Below are 20,678 nucleotides of genomic sequence, written 5' to 3'. Positions count from 1 at the left end.
ACGCTCGCTTGGTGCGAACCGGGCCCGTTGCCCGCTTCAGCGTCGTTTCGACGAGGCCGGGGCGGGCTTCCGCTTAGAAGAGCTGGAGCGCGCGCACCCCGTGGATGATGAGCTCGACGCCGATGACGAGGATCAAGAAGCCCATGATGCGCACGATCGCGCCGACGCCGGTGGCACCCAGTTTGTCGATCCAGGGCGTGCCGTAGCGCAGTAGCAGCGCGATGACGGCCGCTGTCACCGCGATTCCCAGGACGATGCCGACATGAAAACCGATGGCCGTGTTGCGGGCGGCCAGCGCGATGACCACGCCGATCGAGCCGGGCCCCGCGATGAGGGGGAGCGCCATGGGGGAGAAGGACACGTCCGGCTTGGAGGTCGCGTGCTGAGTCTCCTCATGGGTGGCACGGCGCTTGTTTTCCAACATCGAGAAACCCGAGTGCGAGACGACCAAGCCACCCGCGATCTGTAGCGAGGGCAGGTCGAAGCCGAAGAAGCGCATGATGAGTGAGCCACTGACCGCGAACACCGTCAGGATGGCGAACACATAGATGCCTGTCTTCCACGCCTGCGAGCGCACCGCAGCCGCAGCATTGCCGGCGGTGAGTCCTGCGAACGCCGCGAGACCGCCGATCGGATTTGTGATCGGGGCGAGCGCCAGGATAGCGGCGGACATTCCAGCGAGAACAGTCATCATGGGGATAATCCTAGTCGGCGATGTACTAGCGCGAGCGAGCAGTCCGCTCAGACACGGCGGGCCCCGAAAACGGCAGTTCCCAGGCGCACGATCGTCGCGCCCTCGGCTATGGCCCACTCCAGGTCGCGGCTCATGCCCATTGACAGCGCCAGGTCGGACTCGTTGATGCCCAGGCGCGCGGCGGCCTCGTCCCTGATGCCGCGCAGCTGCGCGTAGGCCGCGCGCACGTCGGCCTCGACGGGGGAGTTCAGGCCCACCGTCATGAAGCCCGCGAGCTGCAGGTGGGCCGAGGCCTCGACCGCGTCGATCAGCGCTGCGACGTCGGAGGGGGCGCAGCCGTGCTTCGTGGTCTCGCCCGAGACGTTCACCTCGACGAATACCGGGAGCGTACCGGTCGCGCGTGCGTCGATTTTTGAGGCCAGGGCGGGGGAGTCCAGCGACTCGATCGCGTCCACGCAGGCCAGCGCCTGGTTGATCTTGTTGGACTGCAGAGGCCCAATCAGGTGGATGCGCGCGCCGGGCACCTCGCGGATCGCCTCCGCCGTCGCGCGCGCCTCCTGAACCCGGTTATGGCCCAGTAGGATCGGCAGGCCCGCCTCGCGTAGGGCAGCGGCGGCGGCCCGGCACTCCTTGGGCGTGCGCGTCTTGACCGCCAGCTCCAGGTGCACCGAATCGGTGCGGCCGCACGCGGACGTCGCGCGGTCGATGCGGTCGCGGGCAGCGGCGATGGCCTCGGGAATGCTCATGCCCTCATGGTACGCGCGGTGTTACTTTCAGGGGCGAATCAGGGGCCACTCAGGGGAGTCTGAGAGCCGCGTTGTGGCAGACTAGAATGTTTACAGATCAAGGAAAGGACACGCCATGCGTACCCTGCTCAACATCATCTGGTTCCTCTTCGGAGGGCTCCCGCTCTTCCTGGGATACCTCCTCGCGGGACTCTTCTCCTGCATCTTCATCGTCACGATCCCCGCGGGCGTTGCCTGCTTCCGCATCGCCGGTTACGTGCTGTGGCCGTTTGGCAAACGCGTCATCGACAAGCCGGGCGTGGGAGCGGGCTCTGGCATCATGAACATCGTGTGGTTCCTGGTCGCGGGCCTGTGGCTCGCCATCGGCCACATCACTACCGCCGCCGCGCAGGCCGTCACGATCGTTGGCATCCCGCTGGCCATCGCCAACCTCAAGATGATCCCGATCACCTGCTTCCCCTTCGGCAAGGCCGTCATCGACGACCCGACCGCGTCCATCCTCTGACGCGTCCTACACTGGGGTCATGGCTCGTAAACACAGCAAAGACCACGGCGGCGGCCCCACCCGCGCCATCGAGGCGCTCACGGCGGCCGGCGTTGCTTTTACCGTTCACGAGTACGAGCACGACCCGGCCGCCCGCTCATTTGGCGAGGAGACCGTCGAGAAGCTGGGCATCGACCCCACCCAGGCTTTCAAGACCCTCATGGTGCGCCTGGAGCCCACCGGCGAGTTCGTCGTCGGTTGTGTGCCCGCCCGGGCTCACCTGTCCATGAAGCTGATCGCCAAGGCCGTCGGCGCTAAGAGCGCCGCCATGGCCGACCCTGCTGTCGCACAGCGTCGCACTGGCTACGTCGTGGGCGGCATCAGCCCGCTCGGGCAGACCACCTCGCACCGTGTGTTCATCGACTCGGCGTGCCTGGACCACGAGACCATGATCATCTCGGGCGGGCGCCGAGGCCTCAGCGTCGAACTGAGCCCCCTCGACCTCGTCGAGCTGACGGATGCTGAGGTCACGGACCTGGCCGCACAGTCCTGATTCCTCTAGACACGTGTCCCCTGGTCGCGTCCTGCGGCGTGAGCGCACCCAGCGACCGGGTCGTGGGACGTCTCCTCACAGCCGCTGAAGTAGTTCCCGCCTTGTGTCATCATCGGACACGATGACTATGACTGAACTGAGCCGTCGCGGGCGCGCCGCCTACTGGGTGGTCGCCGCTCTCGCCTGGGCGGGCGTCGCCGCCACTCTTATTATCACGGCCTTTGATGGATACGCTGCGCCGACCTACGTCGAGGAGGGCCTCTTCGCGGGTGTCGCCCACGGCTGGGCGGGCGCGCCCGAGCGCCTCATCAATTGCCTGTCCTACTTCACCGAGCTGTCCAACATCATGGTTGCGATCATCTCGACCCGCCTCGCGCGCCGAGGCCGCGTCGGGGCGTGGGGGAGGGCCACGCACCTGTGTGCGCTCATGATGATCACCGTGACCGCGATCGTCTACGCGACGCTGATTGGCCCCTACGAGGTCCTCTCCGGCTTCGCGCTCGTCACCAACCCGCTGCAGCACATCGTCGTCCCGGCCGCCTTCGTGGGCACGGCCGCGCTCGCGGGTCCGCGCGGCGGCATTGCGTGGGCGACGCTGGGCCGCGCGCTGCTGATCCCGATCACGTGGGTGGCGTACACGCTGATTCGGGGCACCTTCACACACCAGTACCCCTACGGTTTCGTCAACGTGTGGCGCATTGGCTACGTGCAGGTGACGATCAACATCGTCGCGATCCTGATCGGCGCCCTGCTCTTCATGGCCATCTTTGCCGGTATCGACTGGATAATCCTACAAACCGGTCGAACTGGTGCGAAACGCTTCAAAGGCGCGTAAAGGAACGCCAGAATTCTCCTGTAAATACTGGTTCTGTAATCGTATGAGCATCTCGGAGGATAGTCGACAGTAACGATGGATCAACGATGTGTCCAGGCATAAAGTGTATAATTAGACCGCGTGTCTGATAGTGAAGGAGTCATCATGAAGATCCTCGTTATTCAAGGAAGCCCCGACGTAGCCAGTTACTCCCAGGAGCTGGCGAGCGCCTACGCCGAAGAGGCAAGCAGAGCCGGTCACGAGGTGCGCACCATCGACCTCGCTACCGAAGACTTCGACCCGAACCTGCGATACGGGTACCGCAAGCACATGGAGGACGAAAGCGCCCCGGAACGCTACCAGGAGCTGATCGCGTGGGCGGATCACCTCGTCTTCAGCTTCCCGATCTGGTGGTCGGCCGAACCAGCGATCCTCAAGGGATTCATCGATCGTACTTTCACCCCGCGCTTCGCATACCGATTCGCCGACGGCAAGAGCGAGGCGAAGCTGACGGGCAAGACCGCGGCGCTGATCCTCACCTCCCGCGCATCCGCTCTCATCTATCGTCTCTTCGGTGGTCCGGTCACGCGGTGGAAGCACATGATCCTGGGCTTTGTCGGCATTCGTCTGACGGACACGTTTATCCTTGGCAAGATCGATCATCCGCAGGACACCCCGGAATACCGCGCCGAATTTGTCGAGAAGGTACGACGCTACGCCCGCCGCTGACCCGCTGTGCGGCAGCCAGCCCAGTCGCCCCCGCGCCCGGTGGCCGCTAGAGTGAGGCTATGACCAGCGAACCCGGGCTTTGTTCCCGAACTTGCCGTCACCAACTACGAGGCGTCGCGCCGCTTTTGGTGCGACCTCGTCGGCTTCTGCCTTCGATACGAGCGGCCCGAGGAGGGCTTCGGATACCTCGTCTTGGGCAACGCGCACCTGATGCTCGACCAGATCAACCACGGGAGGACGTGGGCGACCGGCCCCCTTGAGCCACCGCTTGGTCGTGGGATCAACCTCGAGGTTCAGGTCGAAGATCTGGACGCCGCGTGGCGGCGCCTCACGCAGGCGCAGTGGCCGATCTTCGTCGAACCCGAAGAACAGTGGTATCGGGCGGGCGAGCGCGAGATCGGCGTTCGGCAGTTCCTGGTCCAGGACCCCGACGGTTACCTTCTGCGTCTCCAGCAGGAGATCGGCGAGCGGCGAGCGCCAGAGACCCAAGGCGGAGAGTAGGCCCCTACCGCGGCCCGACCGTGACCGTCGCCAAGACGACGCGGTTCGCCTCGTCCGAGGCTCCCACGTCCACGAGGGCGACGATACGCCAGTCCATGTCCTCCTCCGAGTCGAACAGGGTCTGCGTAGCCAGCCAGAACGTGCCGGCCGCAGCCTGATCGACTGCGTCCGCGATCGCCTCAATGCGCGCCACCTGGGCGCGCTCGAAATCAGAGGAAACCACAGCGGGGGCCAGCTCCAGCACGTCCTCGCGGGTCGGGGCCTCGTTTAGCGAGCACAGCGACAGGGCGCGCGCACGCTGGTCGATGCCGATCCACTCGTGCTCCGCCCAGTAGCGCTCGAGCACCGCGTCCCACTCGTCCTCGCCCCACGGTGCGGCCACCGGGGTGCGTGAGGCCTTGTCCAGGCGCGCCAAGGCCTCGACGTTGTCGCGGCTCATCGCCTCCACGCGCTCGAACAGGGCCGAGCGGATCGCCGTGCGGAACGCGTGACGATTCGCGCTGAATGGAACCGTCCCGTCCTCCCGAGCGCCAAACGCCAGCTCCGCGCCCTGGGTGCCGTCGCCTTCGGACGCGGGGAGGGCCTGGCCCGTGGACATGGCCTCCCACTCGTCCAGCAGCGAGGAGTCCACCGCGCGGATCAGCGCCGACAGCCACGCAATGATCGAACGGAGCTCGTCCGTCATCAGCTCGTCCGGTACGATCTGGCGCAGCGCACGGTACGCGTCCGTCAGGTAGCGCAGCACGATGCCCTCGGAGCGTCCCACGTCGTAGCGGCCCACGATGCCCGTGAACGTCAGTGCGTTCTCGATCATCTCGCGCACGACCGACTTCGGGGAAATCTCCTGATCCTCGATCCACGGGTTCGCGTGCAGGTACACCGCGAACGCTTCCCCCAGTAGATCGGCCAGCGGGCGCGGCCACGTCACCTCTTCCAGGGCGGCCATGCGCTCGTCGTATTCCATGCCCTGCGCCTTCATCGCGGCCACCGCCTCGGCCCGCGCTGCCTTCTCCTGCGCGAACAGGAGCGGGCGCGGATCCTCTAGGACAGACTCGATGACCGAGACGACGTCCAGGGCGAAGGTCGGGGACTCGGGGTCCAAGAGCTCGAGCGCCGCCAGCGCGAAGGGGGAGAGAGGCTGGTTGAGCGCGAAGTCGTCCGGCAGGTCGGTGGCCGCACGCAGGCGAGGCTCACCCGACGCCGAGGCCTCGGCAGAGGACACGTGCTCGACGACGCCCGCCTGCTTCATCGACGTGTAGATCTCACCCAGGCGGCGCAGGTGCGGGTTGCGATCCGTGGGCGGATCATCGTTGTTGCGCGCCAGCCACACGAGGTGCTCACCCGGGTCACGCCCGGCCGCAGGCGCACCGGCCAGCACGTTGAGGACCATCGCGTGCGTCATCTCGAAACGGCTCGTGAGCTGCTCGGGAGCCGCATCGACGAGGCGCTCGAACGTCGATCGCGTCCACGAGATCTCGCCCTCGCCGGGGCCCTTGCGCTTCTTCGCCGACTTCTTGGCGGCGCGCTTGGCCTCGCGGGCGTCGCGTGCGGCCTCCTGCGCGGCGTTCAGGCGTGCGCGCTCACGGGCGGCGTCGACCTCGTGCTCGGGGGCCAGGACGCGCACGAAACCGACCGTGTCGAAGCCTGCGCGGCCGGCGCGGCCAGCGATCTGGTGGAACTCGCGCGCGCTCACGTGGCGCATGCGTCGGCCGTCGTACTTCACGAGCGACGTCATCAGCACCGTGCGAATCGGCACATTGATGCCGACCCCCAGGGTGTCCGTGCCGCACACGATCGGCAGCAGACCCGCCTGCGTGAGGCGCTCGACGAGGCGACGGTAGCGCGGCAGCATGCCCGCGTGATGCACCCCAATGCCCTGAGCCAGCAGCGACTTGAGGGTCTGCCCGAAGCCCTTCGTAAACGACACGCCCGCCAGCTGCGCGGCGATCGCCTTCTTCTGCTCGGGAGAAATCAGCGAGGAACGGTCGAAAGACTGCGCGGTGGCAACGGCGTCGCGCTGGGAGAAGTGCACAATGTAGACGGGCCAGCGGCCCTCGCCCAGCAGCCGCTCGACCGTGTCGGGCAGGCGGTCCACGACGTACTCGAACTCGAGGGGCACGGGGCGTTCCGCGTCGTCGATGAGGGACACGTCGCGCCCGGTGCGTTCCTTCCACGCGCGCTCGAAACGCGTCGTGTCGCCCAGCGTCGCGCTCATCGCGACCACCTGCGGGGTCCTCAGCTCCAGGAGCGGCACCTGCCACGCCCAGCCGCGCTGACGGTCCCCGTAGAAGTGGAACTCGTCCATGACGATCATGTCCGCGTCCAGCGTGGGCCCCTCGCGCAGCGACTGATTCGCGAGGATCTCGGCGGTACAGCAGATGATGGGCGCGTCGGCGTTGAGAGACACGTCGCCGGTCACCATGCCGACGTTGTCCGCGCCGAACAGGGACACGAGGTCAAAGAACTTCTCCGACACCAGGGCCTTGAGCGGCGCCGTGTAGTAGGAGCGGCCACCGTGCGCCATCGACGTGAAGTGCGCGGCGAGCGCGATCATCGACTTACCCGACCCCGTGGGGGTCGCCGCGATCACGTGGTTGCCCGCCAGGATCTCCACCAGAGCCTCCTCCTGGTGGGGGTAGAGCGGGCGCCCGGTGCCCTCGGCCCAGGACACGAAGGCCTCGTACAGGGCGTCGTCGTGGCCCAGACGGCCCTCGTCCTCCAGGTCGTCCAGGATCTCGTTCAAAGTCGCGCTCATAGCCCCATTGTCCCAGAGTGCGCCCACGTCTGCGTCCCCGCACCGCCGGGCCCTCCCCGCACTTCATCGACGAGGCCGGGGGCGCCCCATGCACTCACGCGCGGGCGTGCGCGTCGCGAGACGTCGCCTGCCGGGCGCGGAGCCCTGTGGCAAGATGAACGGGTCCCATTACAACGCGCGGGTGCGTCCCGCGAAGCGCGCGAGGCGCGGCGACCCGTCCCCGGCCTCGTTTTTTGACACCCCGGGAGGCTCCTGTGGAACACATTGCCCAGATCGAGCAGCAGATCGCTGACTGGATCACGATGCACCTGACGATTGTCATCCTGATCGGGGTGGGCCTCGTCCTGACGGTCGTCTCCCGCGGCGTGCAGCTGCGCCTCTTCCCGGAGATGGTGCGCACGGTCCTCGGCTCGCGCAAGGGCGCCGACGGTGGCATCTCCTCCTTCCAGGCGTTCGCGATCTCGCTCGCCGCGCGCGTGGGCATCGGAAACGTGTTCGGCGTGGCCGCGGCGCTCATGTTCGGTGGCCCGGGTGCGATCTTCTGGATGTGGGTCGTGGCCCTGGTGGGTATGGCGACCGCGTTCTTCGAGGCGACACTGGCCCAGATCTTCAAGGTGAAGCACTCTGACGGCTCCTTCCGCGGCGGCCCGGCCTACTACATCAAGCGCGGTATGAAGAACCGCGTCCTGGCCAACGTCTTCGCCGTTATCACCGTCGTCACCTGCGGTATCGTCATCACCTCCGTGCAGTCCAACGCCATTGCGGGCACGCTCACGAGCGCCTTCGGTGAGGCCGCCAAGCAGCCCCTGCCCGGCGCGGGCGGCTTCTCGGCTGCGCAGCTCACGGTCGCAGGCCTGATCTTCGTCTTCTCCGCGATGGTCATCTTCGGCGGTATCCGCACCGTCGCCCGTGTCACCGAGTGGATGGCCCCGATCATGGCGACCATCTACGTCATCATGGTCGCCATCGTCTGCCTCATGAGTATCACGCAGTTCGGCACCGTTCTGGGCCAGATCTTCACCTCCGCGTTCTCCATGGATGCCACAGTCGGCGGCCTGGGCGGCGGCATCATTGCCGCGATGATTAACGGCACCAAGCGCGGCCTCTTCTCCAACGAGGCCGGCCAGGGCACCGCTCCCAACGCTGCTGCGACCGCGACCGTGTCCCACCCGGTGCGCCAGGGCCTCATCCAATCTCTGGGCGTCTTCATCGACACGATCGTCGTGTGCACGGCGACCGCATTCGTCATCCTCATCGCCGGCGAGAAGGTGTGGGGCGGCGCGGACGTGAACCCCTCGAACCTGACGACCCTGGCCGTGGCCAACGAGCTGGGCGCCTGGACGATCGTGCCTATGGCGATCCTGATCTTCGTCCTGGCCTACTCCTCGATCATCGCCGCCTACGTCTATTCCGACACGAATATGTCCTTCGTCTTCGGTGACGCCCGCTGGGCGACCTGGACCGTGCGCGTTGTGTGCGTGGCCTCGGCGACGATCGGTGCCCTGCTGACCCTGGACGTCGTGTGGAACGCCGTCGACATCGCGATGGCGGTCATGACGATCACGAACCTGGTGGCCCTGGTCTTCCTGGCCCGTTGGGTGCTGGGCGCGCTGCGCGACTACGAGGCCCAGCGTCGCGATGGCGTCGCCGAGCCCGTCTTCGTGGGCGAGAAGAACCCGCTGCTGCCCGGCGACGTTCCCGGCAGCGTGTGGAAGCGCCCCAAGCAGAAGAAGAAGTAATAGCTGCCGACCACCTCGCCGGGTGCGCCGGGCATGTTTCGTGCCTCGCGTATCCGGCGTCGTGTATGTCGGTGCTGCTCGGCGCGGCGCGCGCGGAGCTGCGTTAGGCTACCGGCATGAGAATCGCACGTTTTTCCGATGGTACGAACCCGGTCTACGGTGCCCTTGAGGAGGGCTCGACGAGGATTGTGGGGCTCAAGGGTGACCCGCTGTTTTCGCCCGTGGAACCCTCCGGCCAGATCTACGAGCTGGACGAGGTGCGCCTGCTCTCCCCGGTGATTCCGCGCTCGAAGGTCGTGGGTATCGGTGACAACTACTCCGACACCCCGATTCCGGCTGATGAGCGCCCCGAGCCGCCGATTTTCCTGAAGGCCAATACCTCGGTCGTGGGCCCCGATGACCCGATCGCGATCCCCGCCTGGTCGAACGCGGTGGCCTTTGAGGGCGAGCTCGCGATCGTCATCAAGTCCCTCGCCAAGGACGTGAGCGTTGAGGACGCTCCGCAGATGATCCTCGGCTACACGATTGCTAACGACGCCACTGCCCGCGACGCGATGACGGGCGGCCCCTGGTCGCGCGGAAAGTCTTTTGACTCGGCGTGCCCGCTGGGCCCGTGGATCACGGTCGACCCCGCCCTTGATGTCACCAACCTGGCGATTCGTTCGTACCTGAACGGTGAGATCGCTCAGGACTCCTCGACCGCGCACATGATCTGGAACCCCTTCGAGCTGGTGTCCTACTTGTCTCATCAGATGACGCTGCTGCCCGGCGACGTGATCGCCACGGGTGCGCCCGCGGGCGCCGAGATCGTTCACGCAGGTGATCGCGTGGAGATCGAGATCGAGGGGATTGGAAGCCTGACGAATCCTGTCGTCCGAGCCTAATTGTGTGACCTGTGTGATAGGATCATATCGTTCTGACAATATCTCCGTCGCATAGGAGCACACCGTGAGCGAACCCCAGTCATCGGGCGCGCTGGCCGTCGAAATGGCCGGTCTGGACGTCATTCCCGAATCCGATCGCAAGGGAAAACCCTCCGACCTGTTCATGCCGTGGTTCGCGGCGAACATTTCGGTCCTGGGTATCTCGTGGGGCTCGTGGATCCTCGGCTTCGGGCTTTCCCTCGGCCAGGCGGTCGTTGTGTCCGTCGTCGGCGTGGCCCTGTCCTTCCTGGTCTGCGGCCTCATCGCGATCGCCGGTAAGCGCGGCTCCGCCCCGACGCTGGTCCTGTCGCGCGCGGCCTTCGGTTTCAACGGCAACCGTATTTCGGCTGCGATCTCGTGGATCCTGACGGTGGGCTGGGAGACCTTCCTGGCGATCATGGCCGTCCAGGCCACGGCCACGGTGATGGGGGCGCTGGGCTTCACAAACCACGTCGTCGCCCAGATTATCGCCCTGATCCTCGTCGTCGTGCTGGCGGCGGGCTCGGGCATCCTCGGTTTCGAGGCGATCATGAAGGTCCAAACGTGGATCACGTGGGCTACCGCGGCCCTGACGATCGTCTACTTGGTCCTGGTCGCACCGACGATCGACTTCGCGGTCCTCTCCTCGCGCCCCTCGGCGCCCATGACTGCGGTGCTTGGCGCGGGCTGCATGCTCCTCGTGGGCTTCGGTTTCGGCTGGATTAACGCGGCCGCCGACTACTCGCGCTACCTGCCGCGCGCCGCCTCGACGAAGGGCGTTGTCGGCTGGACGACGGTGGGTGCGGCGCTGCCCACGGTCATCCTCGTCTTCTTCGGTATCCTCCTGGTTGGCTCGGCCGACGAGTCTCTCTCCGAGGCCATCGGCGGCGACCCGATCGGCGCGCTCACCACGCTGCTGCCCACCTGGTTCCTCATTCCCTTCGCGCTGGTCGCGATCCTGGGCCTCATCGGTGGCATCGTCATGGACATCTACTCCTCGGGCCTGTCGCTGCTGGCCACGGGCGTGCCCGTCTCGCGCCCGGTCGCCACTGCGATTGACGGCACGATCATGACGGTCGGCACGATCGTCGTCGTGTTCTTCGCGGACTCCTTCCTGACACCCTTCACGGCGTTCCTCACAACCCTCGGTGTCGTCATCGCCGCGTGGGGTGGCGTCATGCTGGCGGACATCGCGCTGCGTCGCAATGACTACGACGAGCCCTCGCTCTTCACTCCCTCGGGTCGCTACGGCTCGGTGAACTGGGGTGCTGTCGCCTCCCTGATCGTCGGCTCGCTGGTGGGCTGGGGCCTCGTCGTCAACGCGAGCGCCTCCTGGCTGTCCTGGCAGGGCTACCTCCTCGGTCCCCTGGGTGGCCGCGACGGTGATTGGGCGGGCGCCAACATCGGCATCCTCCTGGCGATGGTCGTTGGCTTCGTCGGCTACTGGGTGACCAGCGTGGGCCGCGTGCGTGCGCAGGAGAAGCTTCCCTCGCGTACCTACGCCGAGGGCGCGGATGAGGACGAGCAGTGAGCGTCGACCCGCGCTTTCCTCAGGCTCTCCTCGATGACGAGGCCGTGGCCGGTGCCCGGATCCTCACCTCTCTCGCGGGGCGCCCGGACGCGCTCGTCGCGCTCGGGTCCGGCTTGTCCGAGGCTCTCGACGAGGCCTGGGGAGCCCCCGCGGCCACCGTTTCACTGGGTGACATCCCCGGAGTCGTCGCGCCGGTCGCGGACGGGCATGGTGGCGAGCTGCGCGCCTACGAGGCGTGCGGGGGAGTGGTCCTCGTGGCCACGGGCCGCACGCACCTCTACGAGGGGCTGGGGGTCCGCCCCGTCGCGGCTCTTGCCCGAGCTGCGGTTGCGGCGGGGATCAGCCGCGCGGTCCTCACGAACGCGAACGGCTGCCTGAAGCCCTGGAACTTGGGCGACGTCATGGCGATCACCGACCACGTGAACCTCAGTGGCGCCTCGCCCTTCGATGGGCCGCTCTTCCTGGATGTGTCGGCCGTGTGGGACGCCCAGATGACGCAGGCGCTACGCGGGGTCTGTCAGCGCGAGGGTACTTACGCGATCCTGCGCGGCCCCGAGTACCAGACGATGGCCGAGACCCGCATCCTCTCGGGCCTGGGCGTGGACTGTGTGGGCATGTCGACCGTCATGGAGGCCATCACCCTGCATGCCCTGGGCGTGCGCGTCGCCGGCATGTCGGTTGTCTCCGACCTGTCGTTCGCCGATGGCCCGACGGATCCGACCGCCGTCGTTGAGGCGGCCTCCGCGGCCCGCCAGACCGTGGTCGCAGGCATTGAGGCGGCACTGGGAGCCTAAGCGCACAGACGCAATACGAGGCCGTAGTCGGGAGGTGGATGTCCACCGTTGCCGGCCACGGCCTCGTCTCGTGCAGGAGAAGATCAGAGCAGGGCGAGGACCCTCTCCACGATCCGCGAGGCCGCGTCGGGGGCGCACGCCAGGTTGATGCGCGCCCACGAGGCGTAGTCCGCTCCCAGGGTGCGGCCCTCGTTGGCGGCGATGCGGGCGCGCTCGCGCAGCGTCGCGGCGGGGGAGAGGGGACCCAGGTCGACTCCCTCGAAGCCCCACCAAGTCAGGTACGTGCCCTCGGGGCGTACGAAGTCGATCGGTGTATCTGCGAGAGCGCGCTCAACGAGGTCCACGTTGGAGCGGATCAGGTCCTTGACCTCGCGCTGCCAGGCATCGCCGCGCTCGTAGGCTGCGATCGCGCCCACCGTGCCGATGACGTTGGCGTCGTGGCGCACGTCGGCGGCGAACACGTCCCAGCGCTCGCGCAGCGCCTCGTCGGGCAGGATCACCTGTGCGGAGGGCAGGCCTGCGATGTTCCAGCCCTTCGACGCGGCGGTCGCCGTCACCGTGTGGGATGCGAACGAGGGGCCGAGCGACGCGTAGGAGACGAAGGGAATCTGCTCGTCCAGCACGAGGGAGGAGTGGATCTCGTCGGAGAACACGAGCGCGTCGTAGCCGGAGACCACGTCATGCAGGGCGCGAAGCTCGTCCTCGCGCAGGACGCGGCCGACCGGGTTCCACGGGTTGCACAGGATGACGAGGCCAGCCCCGGCCTCGAGCCCCGCGCGGATCCCCTCCAGGTCGAGCGCCCAGCCGCGCCCGCCGGCGCGCGTGCCACGCAGTGAGGGAACCTCGATGACGGGGTGGTCGAACTTGCCCGGGATCGTCAGGAACGGCATGTAGGCGGGCGTGGGCACGATGATCGGCGCGCCCGGGCGCACCAGGTGCTGGATAGTCGCCTCAAGCGCGGGCAGGACCGAGGCCACGAGGCGCACGTGGGAAGCATCCACGTCCCAGCCGAAGCAACGCTTCTGGAACTCCGCGGTCACGCCCGCGATGCGCGGCTCCAGCCAGGTCGGCTGGTAGCCGAGCAGGCCGTCGTCGATCGCCCCCTTCATCGCGTCGGCGACCTCTGGGGCCGTCCCAAAGTCCATTTCCGCCACCCACGCGCCGATCGTCGGCTCACCGCTCGCGGTCGTGATTCCCGTCCACTTCAGGGAGCCGGTGCGGTAGAGGTGGGAGTCGGAAAAGAGACGAACGGACACGGTGTCCTCCTGGATGAGTCGGTGGAAGCGGCGCGGGCCGATCTCGGTGATGCAACCAGCCTATCCGCACCCCCGGCGCGCGTCGCAGCGCGCCCACCCATCAAGCAAATGCAACAGCTACCGCTGGAGTAGGATGGAGGAATCATGAGTGAAACAACTGCCACCGGTGCCGACGTTCGCGTCCGCTTCTGCCCCTCGCCCACAGGAACCCCTCACGTCGGCATGGTCCGTACGTGCCTGTTCAACTGGGCCTACGCCCGCCACACGGGAGGAACCTTCGTCTTCCGCATCGAAGACACGGATGCCGCCCGCGACTCCCAGGAGTCCTTCGACCAGATCATCGAGTCCCTGCAGTGGCTGGGCCTCGACTGGGACGAGGGCGTCGGTAAGGGAGGCCCGCACGGCCCCTACCGCCAGAGCGAGCGCATGGACATCTACCGTGACGTGGCCGCCCGCCTGCTCGAGGCCGGCTACGCCTACGAGTCCTACTCGACCCCCGAGGAGATCGAGGAGCGTCACCGCGCCAAGGGCGAGGACCCCAAGCTCGGCTACGACGGCTTTGACCGCAACCTGACGGAGGAGCAGATCGCCGCCTTCCGCGCCGAGGGTCGCCAGCCCGTCCTGCGCCTGCGCATGCCCGACGAGGACATCACGTTCACGGACCTGATCCGCGGCGAGATCACCTTCAAGGCCGGCTCGGTGCCGGACTACGTCATCGTGCGCGCCAACGGCCACCCGCTCTACACGCTGGTGAACCCGATCGACGACGCGCTCATGGAGATCACCCACGTGCTGCGCGGTGAGGACCTGCTTTCTTCGACGCCCCGCCAGATCGTGCTGTACCGCGCGCTCGAGGCCATTGGCGTCGCCAAGTTCATGCCGCGCTTCGGCCACCTGCCCTACGTCATGGGCGAGGGCAACAAGAAGCTGTCCAAGCGTGACCCCGAGTCGAACCTGCTGCTGCACAAGGCCGCCGGTATGATCCCCGAGGGCCTCAACAACTACCTGGCTCTCCTGGGCTGGTCGATCGCCGCGGACCGCGACATCTTCTCCATGGAGGAGATGGCCCAGGCCTTCGATATCTCGGACGTGAACCCGAACCCGGCGCGCTTCGACCAGAAGAAGGCCATCGCCATCAACGCCGAGCAGATCCGTCTGCTGGACGGCGAGGACTTCCGCAACCGTCTGGTGCCCTTCCTGCACCGCGACGAGGTTGTTTCGGCCGACTCTTTCGAGGCGCTGACCGATCGCGAGCGCGAGATCCTCACCGAGGCCGCGCCGCTCATCCAAACGCGCATCCAGCTGCTCGGCGAGGCCACGGGCATGCTCGCCTTCCTCTTCGTCGCCGACGACGCCCTGGAGATGGACGAGAAGGCCGTCTCCAAGCTCAAGGACAACGCCGTGGACGTGCTGGACGCCGCCATCGAGACCGTCGAGGGTCTGACCGAGTTCACGACTGCGGCCCTCGAGGAGTCGCTGCGTGCGCGCATCGTCGACGAGATGGGCGTCAAGCCCCGCCTGGCCTTCGGCCCGCTGCGCGTCGCCGTGACCGGTCGTCAGGTCTCACCGCCGCTGTTCGAGTCCATGGAGATCCTGGGGCGCGATTCTTCGCTGACCCGCCTGCGTGCCCTGCGCGCCTCCCTGGCCTGATCGCTGAGACCAGCCCCGGCCTCGTCGCCCTGTCTGAGGACGAGGTCGGGGCTTCGTCGTGCCTGGAGGTGTCCCGTTGTGGGGGAGCGGAGGGTTGGTGATCGGGACCACTGGGCTTCGATTTGGCATGAGGGCCTCGGTCCGCTACAGTTATCTCCTGTCGCCAGCGACGTGAAAGCGAAGCAGGTGATACCCAATGGGGTATGGTGTAATTGGCAACACAGCTGATTCTGGTTCAGCCATTCTAGGTTCGAGTCCTGGTACCCCAGCGATCTGAAGCGTAAGTTTCAGTCAAGGCCCCCATCGTCTAGCGGCCTAGGACGACGCCCTCTCACGGCGTTAACACCGGTTCAAATCCGGTTGGGGGTACGGATTCAAATTGAATCAAGGCCCCCATCGTCTAGCGGCCTAGGACGACGCCCTCTCACGGCGTTAACACCGGTTCAAATCCGGTTGGGGGTACCAATAGCCTCGTCACCTTCGCGGTGGCGAGGTTTTTTATTAACCACTCGGTCCGCGTTTTCTCTTGTGCTTTGCAGAAAACTTTCCGAAACGTTGCAGTGTGTCTAACCTAGGAGCAGCCCCATGGGAGGGGACCGCTTTTGGACGAGGGAGTCTGTCGTGACATACCGACTCAATAGGACATTCCTGCGCCGAACGCTCAGCGTTGGCGCAGCTATCGCGTTGATGGGGGGTGTGCTCCCAGCTGCGTGGGCCGAACCTGGAACGGAGACGTCAAACCAGGCAGGCGATGTGAACACTGCCGAGACGGCGGCCGCCGGAGCCGCCGATGACGTGCTGGTGACAATCCCCGGTAACCATAACAAGGCGATGGGATGCGACGCCGACTGGGCGCCCGGCTGCGACAAAGCGGCCCTGACACGCGATGCGACGGGTGTGTATAGCGCGACGTTCACGCTTCCGGCCGGTGACTACCAGTATAAGGTGGCCGAGGGCGGCTCGTGGGACACGTCCTTTGGCGCCGGGGGCGCTGCGGGGGGAGCGAACATCTCCTACACCCTGACCGAAACAACGCCCGTCACCTTCTTCTACAACCGTGCGACGCACCGCGTGTGGAACACCGCCACCGCCCAGATGGTGACCCTGCCCGGATCCGTTCAAAAGGCACTGGGCTGCTCGGATAACTGGAAGCCCGAATGCCTCGCGCCGCTCATGGAGCCTCTGGGGGACGGTACCTACGTGTACGCGACGACGGCACTGCCCGAGGGCTCCTATGAGGTCAAGGTTGCCATCGGTGGATCCTGGAACGAGAATTACGGTCAAGATGGCGCCGCCGGTGGCGCCAACTACCAGTTTGCGACGAAAGCGAACAAGCTCGTGACCTTCACCTACGATTCCGCGACGCACAAGCTCGACATTGCGGCCTCCGACGCGCCTGTCGCGGGCTCGGGTGAGCAGCGCGCCTACTGGGTGACCTCGAATATCCTCGCGTGGCCGACCTCGCTGCTGCCCGAGGGCGTGTCCCGCGCGCAGGTCCTTGACGGTTCCGCGGCTCTGACCTACGAGCTGGTGACCGCCCCCGAGGGCGGCGCGGGCCTGTCGGATGGGGCCGTTACCGGCGCCACGACGAGCGCCCTGACCGTCGCGGGTGACCTGCCCTCCGAGGTGACGACGGCTCACCCGAACCTCAACGGATACATCGCTCTGAAGGCCTCCCTCGACGAGGCCGGGGCACGCGAGGCCCTCACCGGCCAGATCGCGGTTGCTCAGAAGTCGGGGGAGAGCGTCAACGCTTTCACCGGCGTGCAGATCGCTCCCGTCCTCGACTCCCTCTACGCGGCCAAGGCCGCCCAGGCCTCGTACGGCGTGGGCTGGAACCAGGCAGGTAATCCGACGTTTGCGCTGTGGGCTCCCACCGCTAAGAACGTGACCCTGCTGTCGTGGAACACCTCGACCCCGCGCGGCTCCGACGCCGACGTGCCGGGTGATGGCATGCGCACCGCCGCCGTGCGCGGTGAGGACGGGCGCTGGAGCGTGGACAACGCCGCCGGCGAGATCCACGAGGGCGCCCAGTACCTGTGGGAGGTCAGCGTCTACGTGCCCGAGACGGGCAAGGTCGAGACGAACCTCGTGACCGACCCCTACTCGGTGGCCCTGACCGTGGACTCCACGCGCTCCGTCGCCGTCAACATGGACAACCCGTCGATTGCCCCGTCGGTGTGGACGGACTCGAAGGCTCCGGCCATCGAGGACGACGCCCAGCGCTCTATCTACGAGCTGCACGTGCGTGACTTCTCCGCCGCGGACGCCTCGGTTCCCGAGGACATGCGCGGCACCTACATGGCGTTCACGCAGTTCGAGTCCAACGGCATGCGCCACCTCGCCGAGCTGTCGCGCGCCGGCATGAACACGGTGCACCTGCTGCCCACCTTCGACATCGCGACCATTCCCGAGAAACGCGCGGACCAGAAGACGCCTGCGATCCCCGAGGGCGCCGGCCCGGCGTCCGAGGAACAGCAGGCTGCGGTCACGGCCGTTGCCGACCAGGATGCCTACAACTGGGGCTACGACCCGCTGCACTGGATGGCCCCCGAGGGCTCCTACGCGACCTCGTCCCACCAGAACGGCGGCTCGCGCGTGCGCGAGTTCCGCTCCATGGTGGGTGGTCTGCACTCGATCGGCATGCAGGTCGTCCTCGACCAGGTCTACAACCACACGCCCGCAGCCGGCCAGTCCGCATACTCCGTGCTCGACCGCGTTGTACCCGGCTACTACCAGCGCCTGAACGCCACCGGCGGTGTCGAGACCTCGACGTGCTGCTCCAACGTGGCGACCGAAAACGCGATGAGCGAGCACCTGATGATCGACTCGATGATCCACTGGGCGAAGTACTACCACGTCGACGGTTTCCGCTTTGACCTGATGGGCCACCACCCGGCCGAGGAGATGAAGCGCGCGAAGGCCGCCCTGGCATCCCTCACCCTGGAGAAGGACGGCGTGGACGGCTCGCGCCTGTACATCTACGGCGAGGGCTGGAACTTCGGTGAGGTCGCGAACAACGCGCTGTTCACCCAGGCCACGCAGGGACAGTTGGATGGCACCGGCATTGGTGCGTTCAACGACCGCCTGCGCGACGCCGTGCACGGTGGCGGCCCCTTCGATGAGGATCACCGCGTCCTGCAGGGCTTCGGCTCGGGCGCCTTCTCGGACCTCAACGGTCTCGATACCCGCTCCGAGGCGGATCGCCGCGCCGACTATCTGCACCGCGTGGACCTGGTGAAGCTGGGCCTGGCGGGCAACCTGAAGGACTACACGCTCACCACCTACGACGGTAAGACCGTGTCGGGCGCGCAGCTGGACTACAACGGCCAGGGCGCCGGGTTCGCCTCCCAGCCAGCGGAAAACGTCAACTACGTGGACGCCCACGACAACGAGACGCTCTTCGACCTGGTTACCTACAAGATGCCGGCGGATGCTCCGATGGATCACCGCGTGCGCATGTCGCTGATCAGCCAGGCCTCCGTGGCCCTATCGCAGTCGCCTTCCTTCTGGGCCTCGGGCACGGAGATGCTGCGTTCGAAGTCCCTGGACCGCGACTCCTACAACTCCGGCGATCACTTCAACGCGATCGACTGGTCCATGCGCGACAACGGTTTCGGCCATGGCCTGCCCGTGAAGTCCAAGAATGGCGCTGCCTGGGACCACATGCGCCCGCTGCTGGAGAACCCGGATCTGAAGCCGACCCCGGAGCAGATCGACGCCTCCTCGGAGGTTGCGATGGACTTCCTGCGCGTGCGTTCCTCCTCGCGCCTGTTCACGCTGGGCAGCGCGGATCTGATCCGTTCCAAGGTGACCTTCCCGAACTCGGGTGAGGGCGCCGTGGACGGCACGATCCTCATGCTCATCAACGACGAGGCCGGGGCTGGGAGTGATATCGACGCGAAGCTCGATGGCGCTCTCGTCGTCTTCAACGCGAGCGGCGAGTCCGTGACCACCGCGGTCGAAGGCCTGTCGGGTCGCGTCTTCAAGCTGCACGAGGCACAGGCGAACGGCTCGGACGAGACCGTCAAGGGCGCGTCCTTCGATGCGAAGACGGGCTCCGTCACGGTTCCCGCTCGCACGGTTGCCGTCTTCACGCAGGCCGCGGGAGATCGCATCGATCCCACCGTCACCCCGGATCCGGCTGCCGCGCAGTGGGTCGCCTCGGGTGATGGCCGCTGGTGGCTGCGCTACCCGGACGGGAGCTACCCCGCAAACGAGCGCGTTGTGCGCGGAGGCGTCACCTACTCCTTCGATGCGAACGGTTGGATGAAGACCGGTTGGCAGGTCGAGGATGGCGCGTGGCGCTACTACGCTCCGTCCGGAGCGATGGCGACCGGCTGGACCGCAGTGGATGGCACCTGGTACTACCTGGATCCCGACACCGGTGCCATGGCCACCGGATGGCTCAAGGACGGCGACACCTGGTACTACCTGCGCAGCAGCGGTGCGATGGCCACCGGCTGGGTGAACGTGGGCGGTGGCTGGTTCTACCTGAACGGTAATGGCTCGATGGTCACCGGCTGGGCGAACGTGGGCGGTACCTGGTACTACCTGACGGAATCCGGCCAGATGGCGATCGGATGGGTGAAGGACGGCGGTAGCTGGTACTTCTGCCACCCGTCGGGAGCCATGGCGACCGGACGCGTCGTCATCGACGGCACCGCCTACACCTTTGATGGGTCGGGCCGCTGGGTCGCCTAGCGGATCGCTACGCAAACGGGTGGGCCGGGACGATTGATTCGTCCCGGCCCACCCGTTTGTCTGCTGCGTGGTTGCGGCTTACAGGTCCGCGGCGTCCTCGACGGTGGAGAGGAATTCCGTGAGCCTGTTGGCCGCCGCCATGACGGAGGGGCCGTGCTGGCGTCCGGGCTGGCGACCCATGCGCTCGATGGGGCCGGAGATGGACAGGGCGGCCAGGACGCGGCCGGAGGGGCCGCGCACGGGGGCGGACACGGAGGCGACGCCGGGTTCGCGCTCGCCCACGGACTGGGCCCAGCCACGGCGGCGCACCTCGGAGAGCATGGTGGCGTTGAAGGAGGCGCCGTACAGGCCGCGGTGCAGGCGGTCGGGCTCCTCCCAGGCCAGCAGGACCTGGGCGGCGGAGCCGGCGCTCATGGAGAGCGTGGCGCCCACGGGGATCGAGTCGCGCAGACCCATTTCGCGTTCGGAGGCGGCCACGCACACGCGGTAGTCTCCCTGGCGGCGGAAGAGCTGGGAGGATTCCTTCGTGTGGTCGCGCAGAGCCTGAAGGACCGGCATGGAGGCCTGGAGGAGGCGGTCTTCGCCGGCGGCGGAGGAGAGTTCCTGGAGGCGGGGGCCGAGGATAAAACGTCCCTGCATGTCGCGGGCGACCATGCGGTGATATTCGAGAGCGACGGCCAGTCGATGGGCGGTGGGGCGAGCAAGCCCCGTGCTGGAAACGAGTTGGGCGAGGGTGGCGGGTCCCGCCTCGAGAGCGCTGAGAACCAACGCAGCCTTATCGAGAACGCCAACGCCACTGGATGTTTGCTCTTCCATACAACTATTT

At 66.8% G+C, this 20,678-nt stretch carries 15 protein-coding genes, 3 tRNA genes and 1 pseudogene; 14 read left to right on the top strand and 5 right to left on the bottom strand.

From position 1 onward, the window contains the following. Nucleotides 1-73: 73 nt before the first annotated feature. Nucleotides 74-694 carry a MarC family protein gene (locus ACTODO_RS08785; RefSeq protein WP_003793041.1) on the bottom strand — a complete coding sequence of 207 codons (621 nt, stop codon included), beginning with the start codon at nt 692-694 and terminating at the stop codon, nt 74-76. Between the two features lie 47 nt (nt 695-741). Beyond that, a complete protein-coding gene (locus ACTODO_RS08780) occupies nt 742-1,440 on the bottom strand; it encodes a YggS family pyridoxal phosphate-dependent enzyme (protein ID WP_003793040.1) in 699 nt (232 codons plus the stop codon). Between the two features lie 115 nt (nt 1,441-1,555). Between ACTODO_RS08780 and ACTODO_RS08775 the strand changes: the two genes are divergently transcribed. The 5 genes and pseudogenes from ACTODO_RS08775 to ACTODO_RS08755 all read left to right on the top strand — a co-directional run. Further along, nucleotides 1,556-1,945: a YccF domain-containing protein gene (locus tag ACTODO_RS08775; RefSeq protein WP_003793039.1), complete on the top strand. Its 390-nt coding sequence runs from the start codon at nt 1,556-1,558 to the stop codon at nt 1,943-1,945. Between the two features lie 19 nt (nt 1,946-1,964). Next, nucleotides 1,965-2,477 carry a Cys-tRNA(Pro) deacylase gene (gene ybaK, locus ACTODO_RS08770; protein ID WP_003793038.1) on the top strand — a complete coding sequence of 171 codons (513 nt, stop codon included), beginning with the start codon at nt 1,965-1,967 and terminating at the stop codon, nt 2,475-2,477. Nucleotides 2,478-2,604: 127 nt separating this feature from the next. Next, nucleotides 2,605-3,312, top strand: coding sequence for a Pr6Pr family membrane protein (locus ACTODO_RS08765; RefSeq protein ID WP_034512401.1), 708 nt, complete (start codon nt 2,605-2,607; stop codon nt 3,310-3,312). Between the two features lie 144 nt (nt 3,313-3,456). Beyond that, on the top strand, nt 3,457-4,020 hold the full coding sequence (locus tag ACTODO_RS08760) for an NAD(P)H-dependent oxidoreductase (protein WP_003793036.1): 564 nt from the start codon (nt 3,457-3,459) through the stop codon (nt 4,018-4,020). Between the two features lie 66 nt (nt 4,021-4,086). Then, nucleotides 4,087-4,521, top strand: a pseudogene (locus ACTODO_RS08755) (bleomycin resistance protein); the annotation flags it as partial. A gap of 4 nt (nt 4,522-4,525) precedes the next feature. On the opposite strand, the gene ACTODO_RS08750 reads toward ACTODO_RS08755, so the two are convergent. Further along, nucleotides 4,526-7,276 carry a DEAD/DEAH box helicase gene (locus tag ACTODO_RS08750; RefSeq protein ID WP_003793034.1) on the bottom strand — a complete coding sequence of 917 codons (2,751 nt, stop codon included), beginning with the start codon at nt 7,274-7,276 and terminating at the stop codon, nt 4,526-4,528. A 254-nt stretch (nt 7,277-7,530) separates the two neighbouring features. Here ACTODO_RS08750 and ACTODO_RS08745 point away from each other — a divergent pair, with 254 nt between their 5' ends. The 4 genes from ACTODO_RS08745 to ACTODO_RS08730 all read left to right on the top strand — a co-directional run bounded on the left by ACTODO_RS08745 (nt 7,531) and on the right by ACTODO_RS08730 (nt 12,242). Continuing rightward, the gene (locus ACTODO_RS08745; RefSeq protein WP_003793032.1) at nt 7,531-9,015 is read left to right on the top strand and encodes an alanine/glycine:cation symporter family protein; all 1,485 of its coding nucleotides are present in this window, start codon (nt 7,531-7,533) and stop codon (nt 9,013-9,015) included. 116 nt (nt 9,016-9,131) lie between these two features. Beyond that, nucleotides 9,132-9,899 carry a fumarylacetoacetate hydrolase family protein gene (locus ACTODO_RS08740; RefSeq protein ID WP_003793031.1) on the top strand — a complete coding sequence of 256 codons (768 nt, stop codon included), beginning with the start codon at nt 9,132-9,134 and terminating at the stop codon, nt 9,897-9,899. Nucleotides 9,900-10,002: 103 nt separating this feature from the next. Next, a complete protein-coding gene (locus ACTODO_RS08735) occupies nt 10,003-11,448 on the top strand; it encodes a purine-cytosine permease family protein (RefSeq protein WP_003793030.1) in 1,446 nt (481 codons plus the stop codon). Further along, nucleotides 11,445-12,242 carry a purine-nucleoside phosphorylase gene (locus ACTODO_RS08730; protein WP_003793029.1) on the top strand — a complete coding sequence of 266 codons (798 nt, stop codon included), beginning with the start codon at nt 11,445-11,447 and terminating at the stop codon, nt 12,240-12,242. The genes ACTODO_RS08735 and ACTODO_RS08730 overlap by 4 nt, the downstream gene beginning before the upstream one ends. An 83-nt stretch (nt 12,243-12,325) precedes the next feature. Here ACTODO_RS08730 and ACTODO_RS08725 read toward each other — a convergent pair whose 3' ends face one another. Next, nucleotides 12,326-13,498, bottom strand: a complete 1,173-nt coding sequence (locus tag ACTODO_RS08725; RefSeq protein ID WP_003793028.1) for a MalY/PatB family protein — start codon at nt 13,496-13,498, stop codon at nt 12,326-12,328. 144 nt (nt 13,499-13,642) lie between these two features. Here ACTODO_RS08725 and gltX point away from each other — a divergent pair, with 144 nt between their 5' ends. The 5 genes from gltX to pulA all read left to right on the top strand — a co-directional run bounded on the left by gltX (nt 13,643) and on the right by pulA (nt 19,852). Then, nucleotides 13,643-15,148, top strand: a complete 1,506-nt coding sequence (gene gltX / locus ACTODO_RS08720) for a glutamate--tRNA ligase (RefSeq protein ID WP_034512397.1) — start codon at nt 13,643-13,645, stop codon at nt 15,146-15,148. A gap of 197 nt (nt 15,149-15,345) precedes the next feature. Next, nucleotides 15,346-15,417 (top strand) — tRNA-Gln (locus tag ACTODO_RS08715). 27 nt (nt 15,418-15,444) lie between these two features. After that, nucleotides 15,445-15,517: transfer RNA gene (locus ACTODO_RS08710), tRNA-Glu, on the top strand. 20 nt (nt 15,518-15,537) lie between these two features. Then, nucleotides 15,538-15,613, top strand: a tRNA-Glu gene (locus ACTODO_RS08705). 120 nt (nt 15,614-15,733) lie between these two features. Next, entirely contained in the window at nt 15,734-19,852 is a 4,119-nt protein-coding gene (gene pulA / locus ACTODO_RS08700) for a pullulanase-type alpha-1,6-glucosidase (RefSeq protein WP_003793026.1), read from the top strand. 78 nt (nt 19,853-19,930) lie between these two features. Here the strand turns inward: pulA and ACTODO_RS08695 are convergent, their stop codons facing one another. Next, entirely contained in the window at nt 19,931-20,668 is a 738-nt protein-coding gene (locus ACTODO_RS08695) for an IclR family transcriptional regulator (protein ID WP_003793025.1), read from the bottom strand. Between the last annotated feature and the right edge of the window lie 10 nt (nt 20,669-20,678).

It is taken from the genome of Schaalia dentiphila ATCC 17982 (genome assembly GCF_000154225.1).
GTDB lineage: Bacteria > Actinomycetota > Actinomycetes > Actinomycetales > Actinomycetaceae > Pauljensenia > Pauljensenia dentiphila.
Note: the sequence above shows the minus strand (reverse complement) of the source record. Positions and strands in the feature narration are given on the sequence as shown.